Here is an 18508-nt window from a genome sequence, read left to right as displayed (position 1 = left end):
CCGGCTCCCGGGTCAGTGGAAGAAGTGGCGGGTACCGGTGAAGTACATGGTCACGCCGGCCGCGGCGGCGGCGGCGACGACCTCCTCGTCCCGGATCGAACCACCCGGCTGCACCACGGCCTTGACGCCGCCGTCCAGCAGGATCTGCAGGCCGTCCGCGAAGGGGAAGAAGGCGTCGGAGGCCGCGTACGAACCGCGGGCCCGCTCGCCGGCCCGCTCCACCGCGAGCTTCGCCGAGTCGACCCGGTTGACCTGGCCCATGCCGACGCCCACCGAGGCACCGCCCTTGGCCAGCAGGATCGCGTTGGACTTGACGGCCCGGCAGGCCCGCCAGGCGAAGGCCAGCTCGGCCAGCTCGGCCTCGGACAGCGCCTCGCCGGTGGCCAGCGTCCAGCTCGCCGGGTCGTCGCCCGCGGCGTGGATCCGGTCGGCGTCCTGGAGCAGCACGCCACCGGAGATCGGGCGCACCTCCTGGCGGTTGGCCGGCGCCTCGGGGGCCACCAGCACCCGCAGGTTCTTCTTGCGGGCGAGCACCTCGACGGCGCCGTCCTCGTAGCCGGGGGCGACGACGACCTCGGTGAAGATCGGGGCGATCTGCTCGGCCAGCGCGACGGTGACCGGGCGGTTGACCGCGATCACGCCGCCGTACGCGGAGACCGGGTCGCACTCGTGCGCCTTGCGGTGCGCCTCGGCGACGTCCGCGCCGGTCGCGATGCCGCACGGGTTGGCGTGCTTGATGATGGCGACGGCCGGCTCGGCGTGGTCGTACGCGGCACGGCGGGCGGCATCGGTGTCGACGTAGTTGTTGTACGACATCTCCTTGCCGTGCAGCTGCTCGGCGCCGGCCAGACCGCCGGTGCCGTCGCTGTACAGCGCGGCGCCCTGGTGCGGGTTCTCGCCGTAGCGCAGCACGTTCTGGCGCTCGTAGGTGGCGCCCAGGAACTCCGGGAAGCCCTCGACGTCGCCCGCCGCGTAGCCGGCCTCGAACCAGGAGGCCACCGCGACGTCGTACGCGGCGGTGTGCGCGAACGCGGCGCCGGCCAGGCGCTTGCGGGTGGCCAGGTCGAAGCCGCCCTCCTGGACGGCCTTCAGCACGTCGCCGTAGCGGGCCGGGTCGACCACGACGGCGACCGACGGGTGGTTCTTGGCGGCGGCGCGGACCATGCTCGGGCCGCCGATGTCGATCTGCTCGACGCACTCGTCCGGGGTGGCGCCGGAGGCGACGGTGGCCTTGAACGGGTAGAGGTTCACCACGACCAGCTCGAAGGGCTCGACGCCCAGCTCGGCCAGCTGCGCGCGGTGCGACTCCAGGCGCAGGTCGGCGAGGACGCCGGCGTGCACGCGCGGGTGCAGCGTCTTCACGCGCCCGTCGAGGCACTCGGGGAAGCCGGTCAGCTCGGAGACCTCGGTCACCGGGACGCCCGCGGCGGCGATCCGGCCGGCGGTGGAGCCGGTGGAGACGATGACGACCCCGGCGGCGTGCAGGCCCTGGGCCAGCTCCTCCAGACCGGTCTTGTCGTACACGCTGATCAGCGCGCGGCGGATCGGACGGACGTTCTCGGAGACAACGGGCGTGGTGGGGGCGGCGCTCATGCCGGGATCCATACCTTTCGGTCCTCGATGCGGTGACCCTCGCGGGCCAGCCGGCCCACGATGTCGACGAGCAGCTTTCGCTCGACAGTCTTGATGCGCTCGTGCAGCGCTTCGCCGCCATCGGCGTGGTCGGCGTCGGTGACCTCGACGACGCCCTGCGCGATGATCGGCCCGGTGTCCACACCGGCGTCGACCAGGTGGACGGTGCAGCCGGTGACCTTGACCCCGTACGCGAGCGCGTCGGTGACGCCGTGGGCGCCGGGGAAGGAGGGCAGCAGTGCGGGGTGGGTGTTGATGGTCCGCCCGGCGAAGGCGGTGACGAACCCGGAGCCGAGGATCTTCATGAAACCGGCCGTGACCACGAGGTCCGGCTCGTGGGCCGCGACGGAGGCGGTCAGCGCGCGGTCCCAGTCGGCACGGTCGGCGAAGTCCTTCAGCCGGTGCACGAAGACCGGCAGCCCGGCGCGCTCGGCGCGCTCCAGGCCGGCGATGCCGTCACGGTCGGCGCCGACGGCGACGATCTCGGCGCCGAAGGCCGGGTCGGCCGCCGCGTCGATCAGCGCCTGCAGATTGGTGCCGGAGCCGGAGACCAGCACCACCAGGCGGGCCGGGCCGGGCGTGCGGGGCGGGAAGAGCTGGGCGGGGGCGGCGGCCACTGCGCGAATCTCCGTAGGTCGGGCGCCGCCCGCTGGTACATCCACCGGCGGTGGGGCCACTACGAACGGCAGGTCGAGCGAGGGGGGACACCGAAGAACCCGCCGCGACGCGGGCCCCGGGGAACCTATCTGAGCTGCTGACCGTCACCACGATAACGGCTGGTCGGACGGCCCCTGAAACGCCCTGACGGCGCTACGCGCGTAGTTGAGACGGGGATCTCCATCGGGGTGCCGTTCACCCGCCGGACGCCCGCTGTCCGCCCGCGGGCAGGGCGGAGCGGGGCCGCGGACGGCCGACGGCGGGGGTGGTACCGGGGCGAGCGGCCGGGGCGGCCGCCCCGTCGCGCGTTCGCCGGGGCGGCACGACCCACCCCGAAAGCGGGCCGCCGAAGGCCCCACTGGCGGCTGCGGGATCATAGGGTGGCGCGGGCGTCCGCCCCACCGACCGAGAAGGAATGGCTGAACCATGAGCAGCGGTGACAACACCGGCGAGCGCAATCCCTTCGCGCCGCCGCCGGCGGATGCCCCGGACCAGCCGTGGCAGCCGCGCAACCCCGGCCCCACCGAGGGTTCCGACGCTCCCGACGGCGAAGGGGGCCCGGACGAACGCCCGCAGGTCCCGCCGCCGCACCCGTGGAGCCCCGGCTACCAGGGCGGCGGCCGGCACCCCCGGCCGCCGGCCCCGCAACCGCCCAAGCTCGACCCGACCGACCCGGCGCAGCGCAAGGCGCGCAACGCCGCCCTGGCCGGCATGGGCGCGCTGGTGTGCGCGTTCGCCTCGCTGTACTACGTGGCGCTGTTCGTCGGCGCGCTGGCCATCGTCTGGGGCGTCACCGCGATGCGGGCCCCCAAGCCGGCTGCCGCCAAGCCCGCCGCCGACAGCACCGGCAGCGGCCCGTCGGCGACCGCCGCCGGGGAGAACCCCACCCCGAACCCACTGACCCCGGCGGCCCTCGCCGGGGTGCTCACCGGCGCGATGACGGTGGTCTTCGTCTCCTCATTGATCGGCCTCAGCCTCCACTACAACGAGTACGTGACCTGCGTGCGGGACTCGCTCACCTCGACCGGCGCGGACAACTGCGAGCGGCTCGCGCCGAAGTGGTACGTGGACATCACCACGAAGAGCGAGTGAGCGGGTAGCGGGGCGGCGGAGCCGGTCAGACCGCCCCGCCCGGGCCGTCCACGGGGTCCGCGCCCGCCGCGCGGTCGGCCGACCGGCCCAGCCGCAGCACCACCGCGTACGCGCCGGCACGCAGCAGCAGCGCGCCCCGGCGGGCGAGGCCGACGGGCCCGCCACCGCCCGCTCCCGTTCCGAGGGCGTCCCGCGCGGCGAAGGCACCGCCCGCTCCGGCGCCCAGCAGCCGGGCCCGCGTCAGCAGGGCGCCCGGGACGGCCACCGCGGCGATCCAACCCGCCGCCGCAAGACCCGTCCGCCACGGCACCGGGCCCAGCTCCGCCAGCCGGCCGCCGGCCAGGGCCCCGCCGGAGAGCCAGCCGAGCACCGCGGCGGCCGCACCGGTCAGCAGGGCCACCGTCAGCACGGCGACGGTCGTCCCCGCCGGGTGCCACCCGGCCGCGGGCGCCGAGGCCTCCGACCGGTCCAGGCCGTCCGGCTCGTCGAGGTCGTCCCACTCGTCGAGGTAGGGCGGGCGCCGGTCCGGGGAGCGGTCCGCCCGGCCCTGCCGCCGGGCTCCGTTCGCCGCCGCCCGACCCAGCAGCAGGGCCGGGACCACCCCGGCCAGCGCCGGCAGCAGACAGACCAGCAGCCGCCACCCGCCCGCCCCGGGCTCCGCCAACAGGGCGAACAGCGGAAACTCCGGCACCGGCCCCAGCACCGTGCCGGTCGGCGCCACCACCGTCCCCGTCCCGGCCGCGAACCCGGGGCCCAGCGCGTAGGCGGCGCCCCAGAGCACCGCGTTCGGCAGCAGCGCCACGCTGAGCAGCAGGAGTCCGGCCACCGCGGCCGGGCCCTGCGCGAGCGCCGCCGCACCGCGGCCGCCACCGGTCACCGCGTCCAGCACCGCCGCCACCGCGACCACCACCGCGCCCGCCGCCAGCAGCCCCGCTCCGGCCGCCGGCACCGCCGTCCGGACCACCGCCGCTCCCCCGTCGAAACGGGCCCAGTCGGGCAGCCGGTCCAGCAGCCGGTCCAGCACCCGCTGCCGGAGCGCCTGCCAGGACGGCGACGTCGGCCGGGGCGTCGGCCCGAAGCCACCGGCCGCCCCGTCACGCTCCGGTGCCCGGTGGGCCGTCCGGGCGCCGAAGGCCGTCGCGGCGCCCGCCAGCAGCGCCACCACCAGGACGTCCGGCAGCACCCGGGCCCGGAGCCAGCCGGCGCCCGAGCACTGCGCGACCACCACCACGGCGACCGCGCAGTAGCCGCACCACACCGCCAACGGGCCGCTCCACCAGGGTCGCAGCCGACGCCGGGCCGACGCCCGGGCACCCGCGCGGTACAGCTGGGCCACCACCAGCAGGCCGAGCAGCAGCGGAGTCACGGTCAACGGGGCGTCCAGCGCGCCGCGGAGCACCGGCGCACCGTGCCCGACCAGCCAGAGCACCCCGGCCAGCCGAACGGCGCCGGCCGCGCCGTCGTCCGCGTACGGGGTCACCACCCAGAGTCCGAGCACCGGCACCGCGACCACCGCCAGGCCGAGCAGCGCCGTCCGCACCCCGGTGAGCACATCGGCCAGGACGGGCCTGGCCCCCAGTTCGCCCGGCACTTCCAGGATCGGACGGCCCATCAGCTGCGTCATGCGCCTCATGGTGCCAAGGCGACTCGCCATGCTCCGTGAAGAGGCAAACCACCGTCGTGTCCCAGATTATTGGCTTATGCGCATTTTCAGACCCTGCCCTCATGCCGTCGCCCCCACTCCGGCCCGGAGCGTCTGATGACCACGCCGCCGACCGCCGAGCGCCCACCCGGCGCCCCCGCCGCCCACCCCGCCGCCCACTCCACCGCCCGGCCCACCGCCTCCGCCGACCCGCCCGCACCGCAGGGCCGACCCGGAAAGGGCCGGGCCGGACGCGGCCGGGGCCCGAAGGCCGGGAAGGGCGCGAAGGCTCCCACCACCGCCGCGGCGGCGCGCGCCACCGAGACCGGCCCGGCGACCGGCGGGTCCGGTGACGGACCGGGCGGCGGGTCCGGCGGTGGACCGGCCGCCGAATCCGGCGGACGCCAGGACGAGGCGCTCCGGCTGCTGCGACAGCTGACGCCGCGTGAAGCCCAGGCCCTGGCCCAGCTCGCGGCCGGCCGGGACCTCGCCCAGGCGGCGGCCGCGCTCGGTGTCACCCCGGCCACCGCGCGCAGCTACCAGCACCGGGCCATGCGCAAGCTCGGCACGCGCACCCACGCCGAGATCGCCGCCTTCGCCGCCCTGCTGAGCCCCGCTCAGAGCGCGGCCACGCAGCAGGACACCTCCAGGGGTCGGAGCGGACCCACGGGTCGGAGCCCTTCGAGGGGTCAGCGCCCGTCCACGGTTCGGAGCCCGTCCACGAGCACCGCAGGCCCGCCGGACGGCCCCCGGAGTGACACCCCGGCAGGGCAGCCGGCCGGACGGGACCGGCGCGGGCGCGGCAAGGCCCGGCCGGCCGCCCCGGACACCCCGGCCCCCGCCGTCTCCCCCGGGACAGCGCGCGCCGGGGACGACGAACCGCCGCGGCCCGCCACCACGAAGGCCGCCGTCCGGCCGGACACCACGGTGACCGACACCACCGCGGCCGACACCACCGCTGCGGCCGGGCCGGCCGCCACGCCCACCGAGCGCTCCCGGACCGAGGGCGGCGCCACCACCGGCCGCGCCCCGGCCGCCGGGGGCACGGCCCGGCCGAACGGCCGCGAGCCCGCCGCCACCGGCGGGGGCACGGCGGGCACCGCCCGGCCCGCACCCGCCGGCCCGGCGGCCACCGTCCCCGCCGCGGCCACGCCGCCCGCGCCCGTCCGCTCCTTCGAGGAGCTGTACGAGGCCGCCCACACCCGGCTGGTCCAACAGGTGTTCCTGCTCACCTCCTGCAAGCACCGCGCCGTGCACTGCGTACGGCTGGCCTTCGGCGAGGCCCGGCGACGCTGGGACGAGGTGGCGGCCGGGGCCGATCCGGAGGGGTGGGTACGGGCCCGGGCCTGCGAGGCGGCGCTCTCGCCCTGGCACCGGGGCGGTCCGCGCCGGGCGCACGTCTGGCGGCTGCCGCACCGGCGGATCAAGGTCCGCCCCGCCGACGAGTCGCAGGCCGTGCTGCCGGACCACGACCGGCTCACCGACCGCGACCGCGCGCTGCTCAAAGCGCTCAAGCGGCTCTCCCGCCCCCAGCGCCGGGCCCTGGTGCTGCACGACGGCCTGGGTCTGCCCGCCGCCGCCGTGGCCGTCGAGGTGGAGTCGACCGTGGCGGCCGCCGAGGGCCGGGTCTGGGCGGGCCGGGCGGCGCTGGCGCAGTGGGTACCGGAGCTGGTCGGGTCCGACCCGGCCGAGGCGGGCTTCGCCGACCGGCTCGCCGGGCTGCTGCACCGGGCCGCCGTCCGCGGCTGCCCGCAGACGCACCGGCCACCGGTCCCGCTGCTGCGCGCCCGGCACGGCCTGGCCAACGCCACCCGGACCGGGGCGGCGGTACTGATCACGCTGGCGGTCGGCGGCGCGGCGGCGGCGACCCTGGCCGGCAACGGCCCCGGGTCGCTGTTCCGCCGGCCCCCCGAGGCGGTGGAACAGTCGGTCTGCGGCGCGGTGAACGGCTCCGCCGTCCCCCTCGCCCCCGACGGACCGCTGACCGGCATCCGCAGCCTCTGGTGCAGTCCGACCCCGGGCGTGGAACCGGTCGTGACGGACCCGCCGCCGCCCCGGGCCCCCCGCTGGGAGCTGCCGGCCGCCGGCCGCGCCCCGGCGGCCCTGCCCCCGCCCGGCCCGGCGGTGGGACCGTCGGCCTGCACCCGCTGGGCACTCCACCCCTGCCCGGCGGACCACTAGCCGGGGCGGCTCCCGGGGAACGGCGAGCGCCCCCGCCCGGAGGTCCGGACGGGGGCGCTCGACACGCGGGGAGCGTCAGCCGTTGATCAGCTCACGCGCCAGGCGGGCGGTCTCGGACGGCGTCTTGCCGACCTTGACACCGGCGGCCTCCAGGGCCTCCTTCTTCGCCTGCGCGGTGCCCGAGGAGCCGGAGACGATGGCGCCGGCGTGGCCCATGGTCTTGCCCTCGGGGGCGGTGAAGCCCGCGACGTAGCCGACGACCGGCTTGGTGACGTGCTCGGCGATGTAGGCCGCCGCACGCTCCTCGGCGTCGCCGCCGATCTCACCGATCATCACGATGATGTCGGTCTCCGGGTCCTCCTGGAACGCCTTGAGGGCGTCGATGTGGGTGGTGCCGATGACGGGGTCGCCACCGATGCCCACGGCCGAGGAGAAGCCGATGTCGCGCAGCTCGTACATGAGCTGGTAGGTCAGGGTGCCGGACTTCGACACCAGGCCGATCTTGCCGGCCTGGGTGATGTCGGCCGGGATGATGCCGGCGTTGGACTGTCCGGGGCTGATCAGGCCCGGGCAGTTCGGGCCGATGATCCGGGTCTTGTTGCCCTTCGAACCGGCGTACGCCCAGAAGGCGGCCGAGTCGTGGACCGGGACACCCTCGGTGATGACGACCGCGAGGCCGATCTCGGCGTCGATGGCCTCGACGACGGCGTCCTTGGTGAACTTCGGCGGCACGAAGATGACGGTGACGTCGGCACCGGTCTTCTCGATGGCCTCGGCGACGGAGCCGAAGACGGGCACCTCGGTGCCGTCGACGTCCACCGTGGTGCCGGCCTTGCGCGGGTTCACGCCACCGACGATCTGGGTGCCCGAGGCGAGCATGCGGCGGGTGTGCTTCATGCCCTCGGAGCCGGTCATGCCCTGGACGATGACCTTGCTGTCCTTGGTAAGGAAGATAGCCATGGTGTTAAGTCCCCTTCCTTACTTGTTGGCCAGCTCGGCGGCACGGTCGGCGGCGCCGTCCATGGTGTCGACGCGCTGCACCAGCGGGTGGTTGGCGTCGTCGAGGATCTTGCGACCCAGCTCCGCGTTGTTGCCGTCCAGACGGACGACCAGCGGCTTGGAGACGTTCTCGCCCTTGGACTCCAGCAGAGCCAGGGCCTGCACGATGCCGTTCGCGACGGCGTCGCACGCGGTGATGCCACCGAAGACGTTGACGAAGACCGACTTGACGTCGGGGTCGCCCAGGATGATCTCCAGGCCGTTCGCCATGACCTCGGCCGAGGCGCCGCCACCGATGTCGAGGAAGTTGGCGGGCTTGACGCCGCCGTGGTTCTCGCCCGCGTAGGCGACCACGTCGAGGGTGCTCATGACGAGGCCCGCGCCGTTGCCGATGATGCCGACCTGGCCGTCGAGCTTGACGTAGTTCAGGCCCTTGGCCTTCGCCGCCGCCTCCAGCGGGTTGGCGGCGGCCTTGTCCTCAAGCGCCTCGTGCTCGGGCTGGCGGAACTCGGCGTTCTCGTCCAGGGAGACCTTGCCGTCGAGCGCGATGATCTTGCCGTCACCGGACTTGATCAGCGGGTTGACCTCGACGAGGAGGGCGTCCTCCTTGATGAAGACGACCCAGAGCTTCTGCAGGACATCGGCGACCTGGTCGGCGATCTCCGCCGGGAACTTCGCGGCGGCGACGATCTCGGCGGCCTTCTCCGGGGTGCAACCCTCGTTGGCGTCGACCGGGATCTTGGCGAGCGCCTCGGGGTTCTCCTCCGCGACGACCTCGATCTCCACACCGCCCTCCACGCTGGCCATGGCCAGGAAGGTGCGGTTGGTGCGGTCCAGCAGGAAGGAGACGTAGTACTCCTCCTTGATGTCCGCGGTCTGGGCCAGCATCACCTTGTGCACGGTGTGGCCCTTGATGTCCATGCCGAGGATCGCCTCGGCCTTGGCGACGGCGTCCGCCGGGTCGGCGGCGAGCTTCACGCCACCGGCCTTGCCTCGGCCACCCACCTTCACCTGAGCCTTGACGACGGCGCGGCCGCCGAAGCGCTCCGCGATGGCGGCAGCGTCTGCGGCGGTCTCGATGACATCACCGTCAAGCACGGGAACCCCGTGCTTGGCGAAGAGGTCCCTCGCCTGGTACTCGAACAGGTCCACGTGTTTGTCCTTGTTCGTGGTCGCGGATTGTGTCTCTACGAGCGTGCCACGGCAGGATCTTCGCTGCGGGTCGTCGAAGCGGTGCGGGTACGCAGAGGTACGGCCTTGCGGCCCACACAGCCACGGGCGCACACGTCAATCAACACGCGCGTCACGTCCGTCTGGCAGGTTATCCCCGGACGACGGGCGTGTTTCGCCCGGGACCGGCCCGGCTTGGGTGAGAACCGTCACAGCGAGGGCCGCGACCGACTGCCGCGTGCCTGGTCGACAGGCCCGCAGATCAGCGGTCCGGCCGGGCCCGGGTTCGCTCGTCCGGGTGAACCCGCGCACCCGGCCCTACCCGCCCGGCCGCGGCACCGGGATGGGCCGTTTCTCGATCGCCGCCGCCATGACGTCGGGGAAGGCGTCGGGGGTGCAGGCGAACGCCGGGGCGCCGAGCGCGGCCAGGGCGGCCGCGTGGGCGTGGTCGTACGCGGGCGCTCCTTCGTCGGAGAGCGCGAGCAGGGCGACGAACTGGACGCCGGCCGCCTTCATCGCCGCCACCCGCCGGAGCATCCCGTCCCGGACGCCGCCCTCGTAGAGGTCGCTGATCAGCACCACCACCGTCTCCGACGGGCGGGTGATCTTCGACTGGCAGTAGGCCAGCGCGCGGTTGATGTCGGTGCCACCGCCGAGCCGCGTCGCGAACAGGACGTCCACCGGGTCGTCCAGCTGCTCGGTGAGGTCGACCACCGAGGTGTCGAAGACGACCAGCCGGGTGTCCAGGGTCCTCATCGAGGCCAGCACCGCGCCGAACACCGCCGAGTGCACCACCGAGGGGGCCATCGAACCGGACTGGTCGACGCAGAGGATGACGTCCTTGCGCACCGCGCGCCGCGCCCGCGCGTGGCCGACCAGCCGCTCCGGGACGACGGTGCCGTACTCGGGCAGGTAGTTCTTCAGGTTGGCCCGGACGGTGCGGTCCCAGTCGATGTCGTGGTGGCGCGGGCGGTTCACCTTGGCACCGCGGTCCAGCGCGCCGCCCAGGGTCGCCCTGGTCCGGTCGGCGAGCCGGCGCTCCAGCTCCGCGACCACCGTACCGACCACCGCGCGGGCGGTCTCCCGGGTGGTCTCGGGCAGCGCGTCCTTCAACGAGAGCAGGGTGGCGATCAGCTGGACGTCGGGCTCGACCGCCGCCAGCATCTCCGGCTCCAGCAGCAGCCGGTCCAGGCCGAGCCGGGTGATCGCGTCCTGCTGCATCAGCTGGACGACCGAGGTGGGGAAGTACGCGCGGATGTCCCCCAGCCAGCGCGCCACCTGCGGGGCCGACCCGCCCAGGCCGGCGGCCCGCCGGCCGGACCGCCCGGCCCGGCCCTCCTGCGGCGCGCCCCGGTACAGCGCCGCGAGCGCGCCGTCCATCGCGGCGTCCCGGCCGCGCAGCGCGTGGCCGGTGCCGTCCGCCTCACCGCCGAGCACCAGGCGCCAGCGGCGCAGCCGCTCGTCGGCGGCGGGGGTGGCGGTCGTCGTCGGCTCTGCCATCGGGTGCTCCTTCCGGTACGTCCGTTACGGGGATCAGGTGTCGCGGCCCTCGGCCTGGCGGGGGATCCGCGCCGGGCCGCCGGGGTGGACCGGGCAGCCGGGCAGGCCGAGGAGCAGGGCGACCACGGGGACCGCCGCCTCGGCGCGGGCCGGGTCCAGTTCGGGGCCGGTGCCCGGCGTCGCCGCCGGCTCGGCGTCGAGCGGGCCGGCCGCGACCCGGCCGCCGACGGTGGTGCGCACGCCCGCCTCCAGGGCGGAGAAGGTGCGGCGCAGCAGCGGCAGCACATCGGTGAAGGCCTCGGCCGGCACCCCCGTCAGCCATGCGTCGAGCAGGCCCAGCAGTCGGGGGTCGTGCAGCAGCAGGGCGCCGCCGCCGGCGAGGAAGCCCTCGATCCAGCCGGCCGCGTCCGCCGGGGCGTTGGCCGGGGAGAGGACCAGGCCCATCCGGCGGCCGGCCTCCTGGGAGTCGAGCCGGTCGTCGTCCAGCAGCAGTCGGACGGCTCGGCCCCGCAGCAGGCCGGGCACGCCCGTGGCGAGGCCGCCGACCGGTTCGCGGCGGGCGAGCTCCCGCAGGGTCGCGGCCCACCGGTCGGCGAGGCCGCCGGCCGGCTCCAGCAGGCCGACGGCGCCGTGCACCTCGTCGAGGTGACCGCGCATCGCCTCCGCGCCGGCCGCGTCCAGCCCGGTGCAGCCGGACGGCAGACCGACGCAGATCCGCTCGGCGAGACCCGCCGCGACCTGGTCGAGCGCGCCGCGGTCGGTGCCGCGCACGTCGCCGTAGCGCAGTGCGCGGACCAGCGCGGGCAGGGCGCCCGCGAGATGGGCGACATCGGTGTCCAGCGCGGCGCGGTCGGCGAGCACCCGCATCACGGCGGGCAGCGCCCCGGGCAGTCCGGCCAGCAGGCAGGTCTCGACCAGGGCGGTCAGCTCGGCGAGCTCCACCGCGGCCCGCGCCGCGCCGACCGCCCGGCCGACCGCCGCGGCCTCGACGGTGGTGCCCCACTGGGCGGCCTCGACGATCCGGACGGCGAACTCGGGCCGCCAGCACAGCCGCCAGCTCTCCCGGAAGGTGCCCGTCGAGGTGACGGCGGAGCGGCTCGGCACCCCCCAGTCGACGCCGAGCAGCCGCAGCCGGTGCAGCAGCCGGGAGCGCGCCGCGTCGGTCTCCTCGCGCAGGTCCAGGTCCAGCTCCCGCGGCTGCGCCGCCGGCTTCAGCCGGAGCGAGCGCTGCAGCCGGGCCAGGTCGCGCTGCAGCGGGACCGCCGGCGCGCCGTCCGGCACCTCGCCGAGCGCGTCGCCGGTCACCAGGCGGTCGCGCACCAGCGCCAGCGCGACGTCCGAGCCGTCGCACAGCACCGCGCGGACGGCGTCCAGGGTCTCGGTCAGCCCGGCGAGCGGGCGGCCGCGCAGCACCGCCAGGGTCCGGGCCAGCCGGACGGCCTCGATCACGTGCGCGGAGGACACCGGGTGGTCCTCGGCCCGCAGCAGCTCGGCGGCCCTGGTCAACCAGCGCGGCAGCGGATCACCCGCGGTGGTGAAGAGATGGTGGTACCAGCCCGGCGAGACGATCCCGGCGCCGTAGCCGCTCCGCTGGGAGAGCCGGCGGTGCGTCCACGGCACCCAGGTGATGTCGGTGCGCACCTTCTTCGGCAGGCCCGCCAGCACCGCCCGGTCCTGGGCGACGGTCGGCGGGGAGGCCAGCGCCGGTACGTGGAACGCCCCGCAGACCACCGCGATCCGCCGGTGCCCGGCCCGCTGGGCGGCCCGGATCTGCCGGCGCATGTACGCCTCCCGCAGGTCGTCGCGCCGGGCCGGACCGCCGGCCGGAGCGCCCTCCCGCAGCGCCGCCATCGCCTCGGCGACCGCGGCGAACGGGGCCAGTGGGTCCGTGCCGGGCGAGCGGTGCTCGATCACGTCCTCCCACCAGCGCTCCGGGTCGTCGCAGCCGGCGGCCTCGGCGAGCAGCCCGATCGGGTCCCCCGCCCGTTCGTCGGGCCGCGCACCCGGCTCGTCGGGCCCGCCGGGCCGGTCGGCCAGGCTGTAGGCGGCCGGGAGGTCGATGAAGCGCACCGGTACGCCGGCGTCGAGTCCGTACCGGATCGCCACCCACTCCGGGGAGAACGCGGCGAAGGGCCAGAAGGCGGCCCTGGCCGGGTCGTCCACCGCGTGGGCGAGCAGGGCGACCGGTGGCACCATGTCCTTCTCGGCTGCCAGTGCGATGATCGGGTCGGCCTCCGGCGGCCCCTCGACCAGCACCGCGTCCGGCCGCAGCCGCTCCAGCGCGGCGGCCACCGCGCGGGCCGAGCCGGGGCCGTGGTGCCGTACGCCCAGCAGCGTCACCTCTGCGCTCATCGCGCCCTCCCTCCTCGTACCTCGAACTGCCACGGACCGCCTCGAACCGCTCCGGTCCACTCCGGCCGGCTCCGAAGTGCCCCGGCCCGCAACGGCCTCAGCGGGTGTGCTCGCGGGCGGCACGGTAGAAGTCCTTCCAGCCGTCCCGCTCGCGCAGCACGCCCTCGACGTACTCGCGCCACACCACCTGGTCGGCCACCGGATCCCGGACGACGGCGCCGAGGATGCCGGCCGTGACGTCCCCGGCCCGCAGCACGCCGTCCCCGAAGTGGGTGGCCAGGGCGAGGCCGTTGGTCACCACCGAGATCGCCTCGGCCGTCGACAGCGTGCCGCTCGGCGTCTTGACCTTCGTCCGGCCGTCCACCGTGAGACCGGCCCGCAGCTCGCGGAAGACGGTCACCACCCGCCTGATCTCCTCGGCACCACCGGGCAGTTGGGCCAGCTCCAGGGAGTGTCCGAGCTGGTCGACCCGCCGGGTGACGATGTCCACCTCCTCGTCCAGCGAACCGGGCAGCGGCAGCACCACGGTGTTGAACCGCCGACGCAGCGCGCTCGACAGCTCGTTGACGCCGCGGTCCCGGTCGTTCGCCGTGGCGATCAGGTTGAAGCCGCGCACGGCCTGCGTCTCGGCGCCCAACTCCGGTATCGGCAGCGTCTTCTCCGACAGGATGGTGATCAGACTGTCCTGCACGTCCGCCGGGATCCGGGTCAACTCCTCGACCCGGGCCACCTTCCCGTCCGCCATCGCCCGCATCAGCGGCGACGGCACCAGCGCCGCCCGGCTCGGGCCCTCCGTCAACAGCCGGGCGTAGTTCCACCCGTACCGGACGGCCTCCTCAGGCGTACCGGCCGTGCCCTGCACCAGCAGGGTCGAGTCGCCACTGATCGCGGCCGCGAGATGCTCCGACACCCAGGTCTTCGCGGTGCCCGGCACGCCGAGCAGCAACAGCGCCCGGTCCGTGGCCAGCGTCGTCACGGCGACCTCCACGATCCGCCGCGGCCCGACGTACTTCGGGGTGACGACGGTGCCGTCCGCCAGCTCGCCACCGAGCAGGTACGTGGCGACCGCCCACGGCGACAGCTTCCAGCGCTCGGGACGCGGACGGTCGTCCCGCGCGGCCAGCGCGGCCAGCTCCGCGGCGAAGGCGTCCTCCGCGTGCTGGCGCAGAACGTCGGTCATGGAGGGGCTCCTTCGGGTCGGCCGCCGGACACACCGGTGGCAGGCGGCGGGATGATCGGGGGGAGCCAGGTCGGCGTCCCGGCCTGCGGGAACAACCCTGCACCGGACCACTGACAATCCTGACCGGACCTCAGTTCGGCCACCCGGCCTGTCAGTCCCCCCGCCTACCGTCGTGGGCATGGAGGAACGCTGGAGCACCGAACACATCCTGTCGCTGGCACCCGACGCGAGTTCGCGGAAGGCCGCGGGCAAGCTCTCCTCACCCGCGCCCTGGTCGGCCACGGGCACCGACGGCGCCGCGCTCTGGGGCGAGTGCGAGGGCAGCGGCCGGACGCCGTACCGCGCCGCCGTCGAGCTGGCCGGGCCCGCCTACTCGTGCACCTGCCCGAGCCGGAAGTTCCCGTGCAAGCACGCGCTGGGGCTGCTGCTGCTCTGGAGCGGCACCCCCGAGGCCGTCCCGGCCGGCGAACCGGCCGGCTGGGCGTCCGACTGGCTGGCCGGGCGCCGCGACCGTGCCGAGCGCCGCGCCACCGCCCCGGCGGACCCGGCGGCCGCCCGCCGCCGGGCCGAGAAGCGCCACGCCCGGGTGGCCGCCGGCGCCGGCGAACTGCGGCTGCGGCTGGCCGACCGCGTCCGGCACGGCCTGGCCGACCGCTCCGCCACCGGCCCCTGGGAGGAGGTCGCCGCCCGGATGGTCGACGCCCAGGCCCCCGGCCTCGCCACCCGCGTCCGCGCGCTCGACACCGCGCCCGACTCCCACCTCCTGGAGGAGTACGCCATGCTCCATCTGCTCGCCACCGCCGCCACCCGGATCGACGAGCTGCCCGCCCCGCTCGCCGCCACCGTCCGGGCCCGGGTCGGCTACACCACCGACGCCGCCGACGTGCTGACCGGCCCCACCGTCCGCGACCGCTGGTACGTCCTCGGCAGCCGCACCTCGCCGCTGGAGGGCGGCGCCGACGAGCGCCTCACCACCCGCCGCCTGTGGCTGCGCGGCGCCAAGACCGGCCGCCACGCCCTGCTCCTCGCCTTCGGCCGCCCCGGCCGGGCTCCCGACCTCGCCCTCCCCACCGGCCGACCGCTGGAGGCCGAACTCGCCTTCCACCCCGGCGTCCGCCCGCTGCGCGCCGCCCTCGGCACCCGCTACGGCACCCCCGGGCCGGGCCCCGCCGCCCCGCCGCCCGGCCTCACCCCCGCCGAGGCCGTCGCCGGCTACGGCGCCGCGGTCGCCGACGATCCCTGGCTCGACTCCTGGCCCACCGTCCTGGCCGACGTCGTCCCCGTCCTCACCCCCGACGGCTGGCACCTCACCGACGGCCGGCACACGCTCCCGGTGCACCGCGCCGCCACCCCCGAGTCCGCCCTCTGGCGCCTCGCGGCCGTCTCCACCGGCCGCCCCCTCACCGTCTTCGGCGAACACGGCCACCGGGGCTTCGCCCCGGTCACCGCCTGGGGGGCGGACCACCGCCCGATCGACCTGACCGCCCCGTAGCTCCGGTCCGCCCCCGGGCGGGCGCGCGGCCCGGCCCGCACGCCCGCGCGCGACGCCCCGAGGAGGCCGCGCAGCCCCTCCGAGCACCTCCGAACAACGCCCACCGACCCGCAGGAGCCCCGCGTGCCGCTCACCACCCCGCCCCCGGCCGACCCCTGGGAGACCCTCCGGACCAGCGCCCTCCTCGGCACCGACCGCCGCCCGCTGCCACCCCCCGCCGCCGACGACTCCCCCGCCCAGCGCGCCGTCGACCGCACCGACCCGGCCACCGCCCTGCTCGAACTCGCCGCCCTGGAGACGGTCCGCCGCCGCGCCGGCGCCCGTCCGGCCCCCGCCACCGAGGCCGCCACCGCGCCGCTCGCCACCCCGGCCCCCGAGGACCACCGGCCCGAACTGCCCGCCCCCGCCGCCCGCCGGCTGACCCTGCTGCTCGGCGGCCGGGGCACCGGCTCCGCCGGCAGCCTCGCCAACCTCACCGAACTTCTCCCGCAGTGGCTCGCCACGGCCCGGGCCCGGGGCCTGCGCCCGCCCGCCACCGCCGTCCCGGCCCTGCTGGACGCCGCCCGCGGCCGGACCGAGCTGCGCCCCGACGCGGTGGCGCTGGCCGGCCCGCTGGGCCGCTGGCTCGCCGCCCGCAACCCCGACTGGCGGTTCGTCCTGCGCACCACCGCGGACCCGGCCGACGCCTCCGCCGGGCCCACCGGAGCGGCAGCCGCCCCCCTGGACCACCACCTCTGGCACGAGGGCCTCTTCGCCGAGCGCGTCACCCACCTCACCGCGCTGCGCCGCACCGACCCCGCCGCCGGCCTCGCCCTGCTGGTGAGCACCTGGCCCACCGAACGCGCCGAGGACCGCCTGCTCTTCCTGGACGCCCTCCAGGACGGCCTCTCGCTCGCCGACGAACCCTTCCTCGAAGCCGCGCTGGGCGACCGGAGCAAGAACGTCCGCGCCACCGCCGCCGAGCTGCTCTCGACCCTCCCCGGCTCCACCCTCGCCCACCGGATGGCCGAGCGCGCCCGCGCCGCCGTCCGCCTCTCCGAGCGCGGTACGCACCTGCTCGTCACCCCGCCCACCGAGTGCGACGCGGCGATGCAGCGGGACGGCATACCGCTCAAGTCGCCCACCGGGCGCGGCGAGCGGGCCTGGTGGTTCGGCGAGGTGATCGCCGCCGCGCCGCTCGCCCTCTGGTCGGAGTCCACCGGTCTGGCGCCGGGCCGGCTGCTCGGCCTGCGGGTGGGCGACGGCGTCGACGAGACCAACAGCAGTTGGGCCGACGACCTGCGCGAGGCCTGGGCCCGGGCCGCCGTCCGCCAGCGGGACGCCGACTGGGCGCGAGCGCTGCTGGGCCCGGCGCCGGCCCCCGCCCCGGGTGCCCGCACCGGCCGCGGCCCCCGGGCCCCGCGGAGCACCGGCGCCCCCGCCAAGCTGCTCGCGGTCCTGCCGCCCGCCGAGCGGGCCGCCTGGACGGCCGCGTTCATCGAGGTGCACGGCCTCGGTGAGGCCTTCCAGCTGCTCGGCGCCTGCGCGACGCCGTGGACGCCCCCGCTGTCCACCGCCGTCGTCGCGGCCCTCGCCCGGGCGGCCGCCTCCGGCGCCTACCCGTGGAGCCACAGCGGGGTACTGGGCATGACGGAGCGCGCGCTCTCCCCAGGGACGGCCGCCGCCGTCGAGGAGTTGGCGGCCGGGTCCGTACCCGCCGGGGCCTGGGCCGAGACCTTCGCCCGGCTGGCCGGCACCCTGCGCTTCCGGGAGGCGATGCTCGCCGAGCTCGACGCCTGACCGCCCGCCGCCGGAAACGGCGGAGCCGGTACGGGGCACCCCGCACCGGCTCCGCGCACGACTCGACGACGCCCCGGCGGGCGGCCCGCCCGGCACGGCGTCCTCAGGAGCCTGAGCGGCGGCTCCCGGCCCCGACGAGGCGAACCTCCGCCGGAGGCCTCAGCTCGCGACCCGCAGGTTCGCCTCGACCCAGGCCACCACGTCCCGGGTCGGCGTCCCCGGCGTGAAGATGTCCGCGACGCCCATCGCCTTGAGCTCGACGATGTCCTCCTCGGGGATGATCCCGCCGCAGAAGACCTTGATGTCCTCCGCCTCGCGCTCCCTCAGCAGCTCCAGCACCCGCGCGCAGAGCGTCATGTGCGCCCCGGAGAGGACCGACAGGCCGATGCCGTCCGCGTCCTCCTGGATCGCGGTGTCGACGATCTGCTCGGGCGTCTGGTGCAGGCCGGTGTAGATGACCTCCATACCGGCGTCACGCAGGGCCCGCGCGATGACCTTGGCACCGCGGTCGTGACCGTCGAGCCCGGGCTTGGCGACCACCACACGGATCGGGCCTGACACACCCATCACTGCCTCCTGGACTTCGTCGTCCACCACCCCACCGGACCTCGTCGGGCACGGGCGCGGTTAACCAGCAATAACCAACCTGAGGGGAGGTTAGCGTCACCCGGCCGGGCTGGTCGTGCCGCCCCTCAAGAGGAGGGGAAAATCACAGGCCCGGCCTTGCTACCGGTCGGTATACCCCGCCGGATCCGCGCACACCCCGCCAACTCCCCCCTTGACATCCGGACTTTTGTCCGGATGTCGGCGTTACGGCTACAGTCTCGGCTGT

General features: G+C 76.0%; 13 protein-coding genes. 4 read left to right on the top strand and 9 right to left on the bottom strand.

The window, feature by feature from the left end; genetic code table 11:
* Positions 1-12: 12 nt before the first annotated feature.
* Complete coding sequence (gene purH / locus ACFXHB_RS15040) at positions 13-1593, bottom strand: bifunctional phosphoribosylaminoimidazolecarboxamide formyltransferase/IMP cyclohydrolase (protein ID WP_380574568.1); 1581 nt, start codon at positions 1591-1593, stop codon at positions 13-15.
* Positions 1590-2249: a phosphoribosylglycinamide formyltransferase gene (purN, locus tag ACFXHB_RS15035; RefSeq protein WP_380574567.1), complete on the bottom strand. Its 660-nt coding sequence runs from the start codon at positions 2247-2249 to the stop codon at positions 1590-1592. Before purN ends, purH begins: the two co-directional genes overlap by 4 nt.
* 466 nt (positions 2250-2715) lie before the next feature.
* Between purN and ACFXHB_RS15030 the strand changes: the two genes are divergently transcribed.
* Entirely contained in the window at positions 2716-3381 is a 666-nt protein-coding gene (locus ACFXHB_RS15030) for a hypothetical protein (protein ID WP_380574566.1), read from the top strand.
* 25 nt (positions 3382-3406) lie between these two features.
* Here ACFXHB_RS15030 and ACFXHB_RS15025 read toward each other — a convergent pair whose 3' ends face one another.
* The gene (locus tag ACFXHB_RS15025; protein ID WP_380574565.1) at positions 3407-5005 is read right to left on the bottom strand and encodes a DUF6350 family protein; all 1599 of its coding nucleotides are present in this window, start codon (positions 5003-5005) and stop codon (positions 3407-3409) included.
* Between the two features lie 135 nt (positions 5006-5140).
* Between ACFXHB_RS15025 and ACFXHB_RS15020 the strand changes: the two genes are divergently transcribed.
* Positions 5141-7204: a LuxR C-terminal-related transcriptional regulator gene (locus tag ACFXHB_RS15020; RefSeq protein WP_380574563.1), complete on the top strand. Its 2064-nt coding sequence runs from the start codon at positions 5141-5143 to the stop codon at positions 7202-7204.
* Between the two features lie 75 nt (positions 7205-7279).
* On the opposite strand, the gene sucD is transcribed toward ACFXHB_RS15020, so the two are convergent.
* From sucD to ACFXHB_RS14995, 5 genes are all read right to left on the bottom strand, one after another.
* The gene (sucD, locus tag ACFXHB_RS15015) at positions 7280-8164 is read right to left on the bottom strand and encodes a succinate--CoA ligase subunit alpha (RefSeq protein ID WP_380574561.1); all 885 of its coding nucleotides are present in this window, start codon (positions 8162-8164) and stop codon (positions 7280-7282) included.
* 18 nt (positions 8165-8182) lie between these two features.
* Entirely contained in the window at positions 8183-9355 is a 1173-nt protein-coding gene (sucC, locus tag ACFXHB_RS15010) for an ADP-forming succinate--CoA ligase subunit beta (RefSeq protein WP_380574560.1), read from the bottom strand.
* Positions 9356-9691: 336 nt separating this feature from the next.
* Positions 9692-10873: a VWA domain-containing protein gene (locus ACFXHB_RS15005; RefSeq protein ID WP_380574558.1), complete on the bottom strand. Its 1182-nt coding sequence runs from the start codon at positions 10871-10873 to the stop codon at positions 9692-9694.
* Between the two features lie 33 nt (positions 10874-10906).
* Complete coding sequence (locus ACFXHB_RS15000; protein WP_380574557.1) at positions 10907-13225, bottom strand: DUF5682 family protein; 2319 nt, start codon at positions 13223-13225, stop codon at positions 10907-10909.
* Between the two features lie 97 nt (positions 13226-13322).
* On the bottom strand, positions 13323-14405 hold the full coding sequence (locus ACFXHB_RS14995; protein ID WP_380574556.1) for an AAA family ATPase: 1083 nt from the start codon (positions 14403-14405) through the stop codon (positions 13323-13325).
* Between the two features lie 178 nt (positions 14406-14583).
* On the opposite strand from ACFXHB_RS14995, the gene ACFXHB_RS14990 reads away from it, so the two are divergent.
* Complete coding sequence (locus ACFXHB_RS14990; RefSeq protein ID WP_380574555.1) at positions 14584-15897, top strand: SWIM zinc finger family protein; 1314 nt, start codon at positions 14584-14586, stop codon at positions 15895-15897.
* Between the two features lie 123 nt (positions 15898-16020).
* Positions 16021-17676, top strand: coding sequence for a DUF5691 domain-containing protein (locus tag ACFXHB_RS14985; protein ID WP_380574554.1), 1656 nt, complete (start codon positions 16021-16023; stop codon positions 17674-17676).
* Between the two features lie 159 nt (positions 17677-17835).
* On the opposite strand, the gene ACFXHB_RS14980 is transcribed toward ACFXHB_RS14985, so the two are convergent.
* Positions 17836-18243, bottom strand: coding sequence for a cobalamin B12-binding domain-containing protein (locus ACFXHB_RS14980; protein WP_380574552.1), 408 nt, complete (start codon positions 18241-18243; stop codon positions 17836-17838).
* Positions 18244-18508 lie beyond the last annotated feature (265 nt).

This window comes from Kitasatospora sp. NPDC059327 (assembly GCF_042752535.1).
Lineage (GTDB): Bacteria > Actinomycetota > Actinomycetes > Streptomycetales > Streptomycetaceae > Kitasatospora.
The sequence above is the reverse complement of the archived record's forward strand: the minus strand, read 5'-3'. Positions and strand labels throughout refer to the sequence as shown.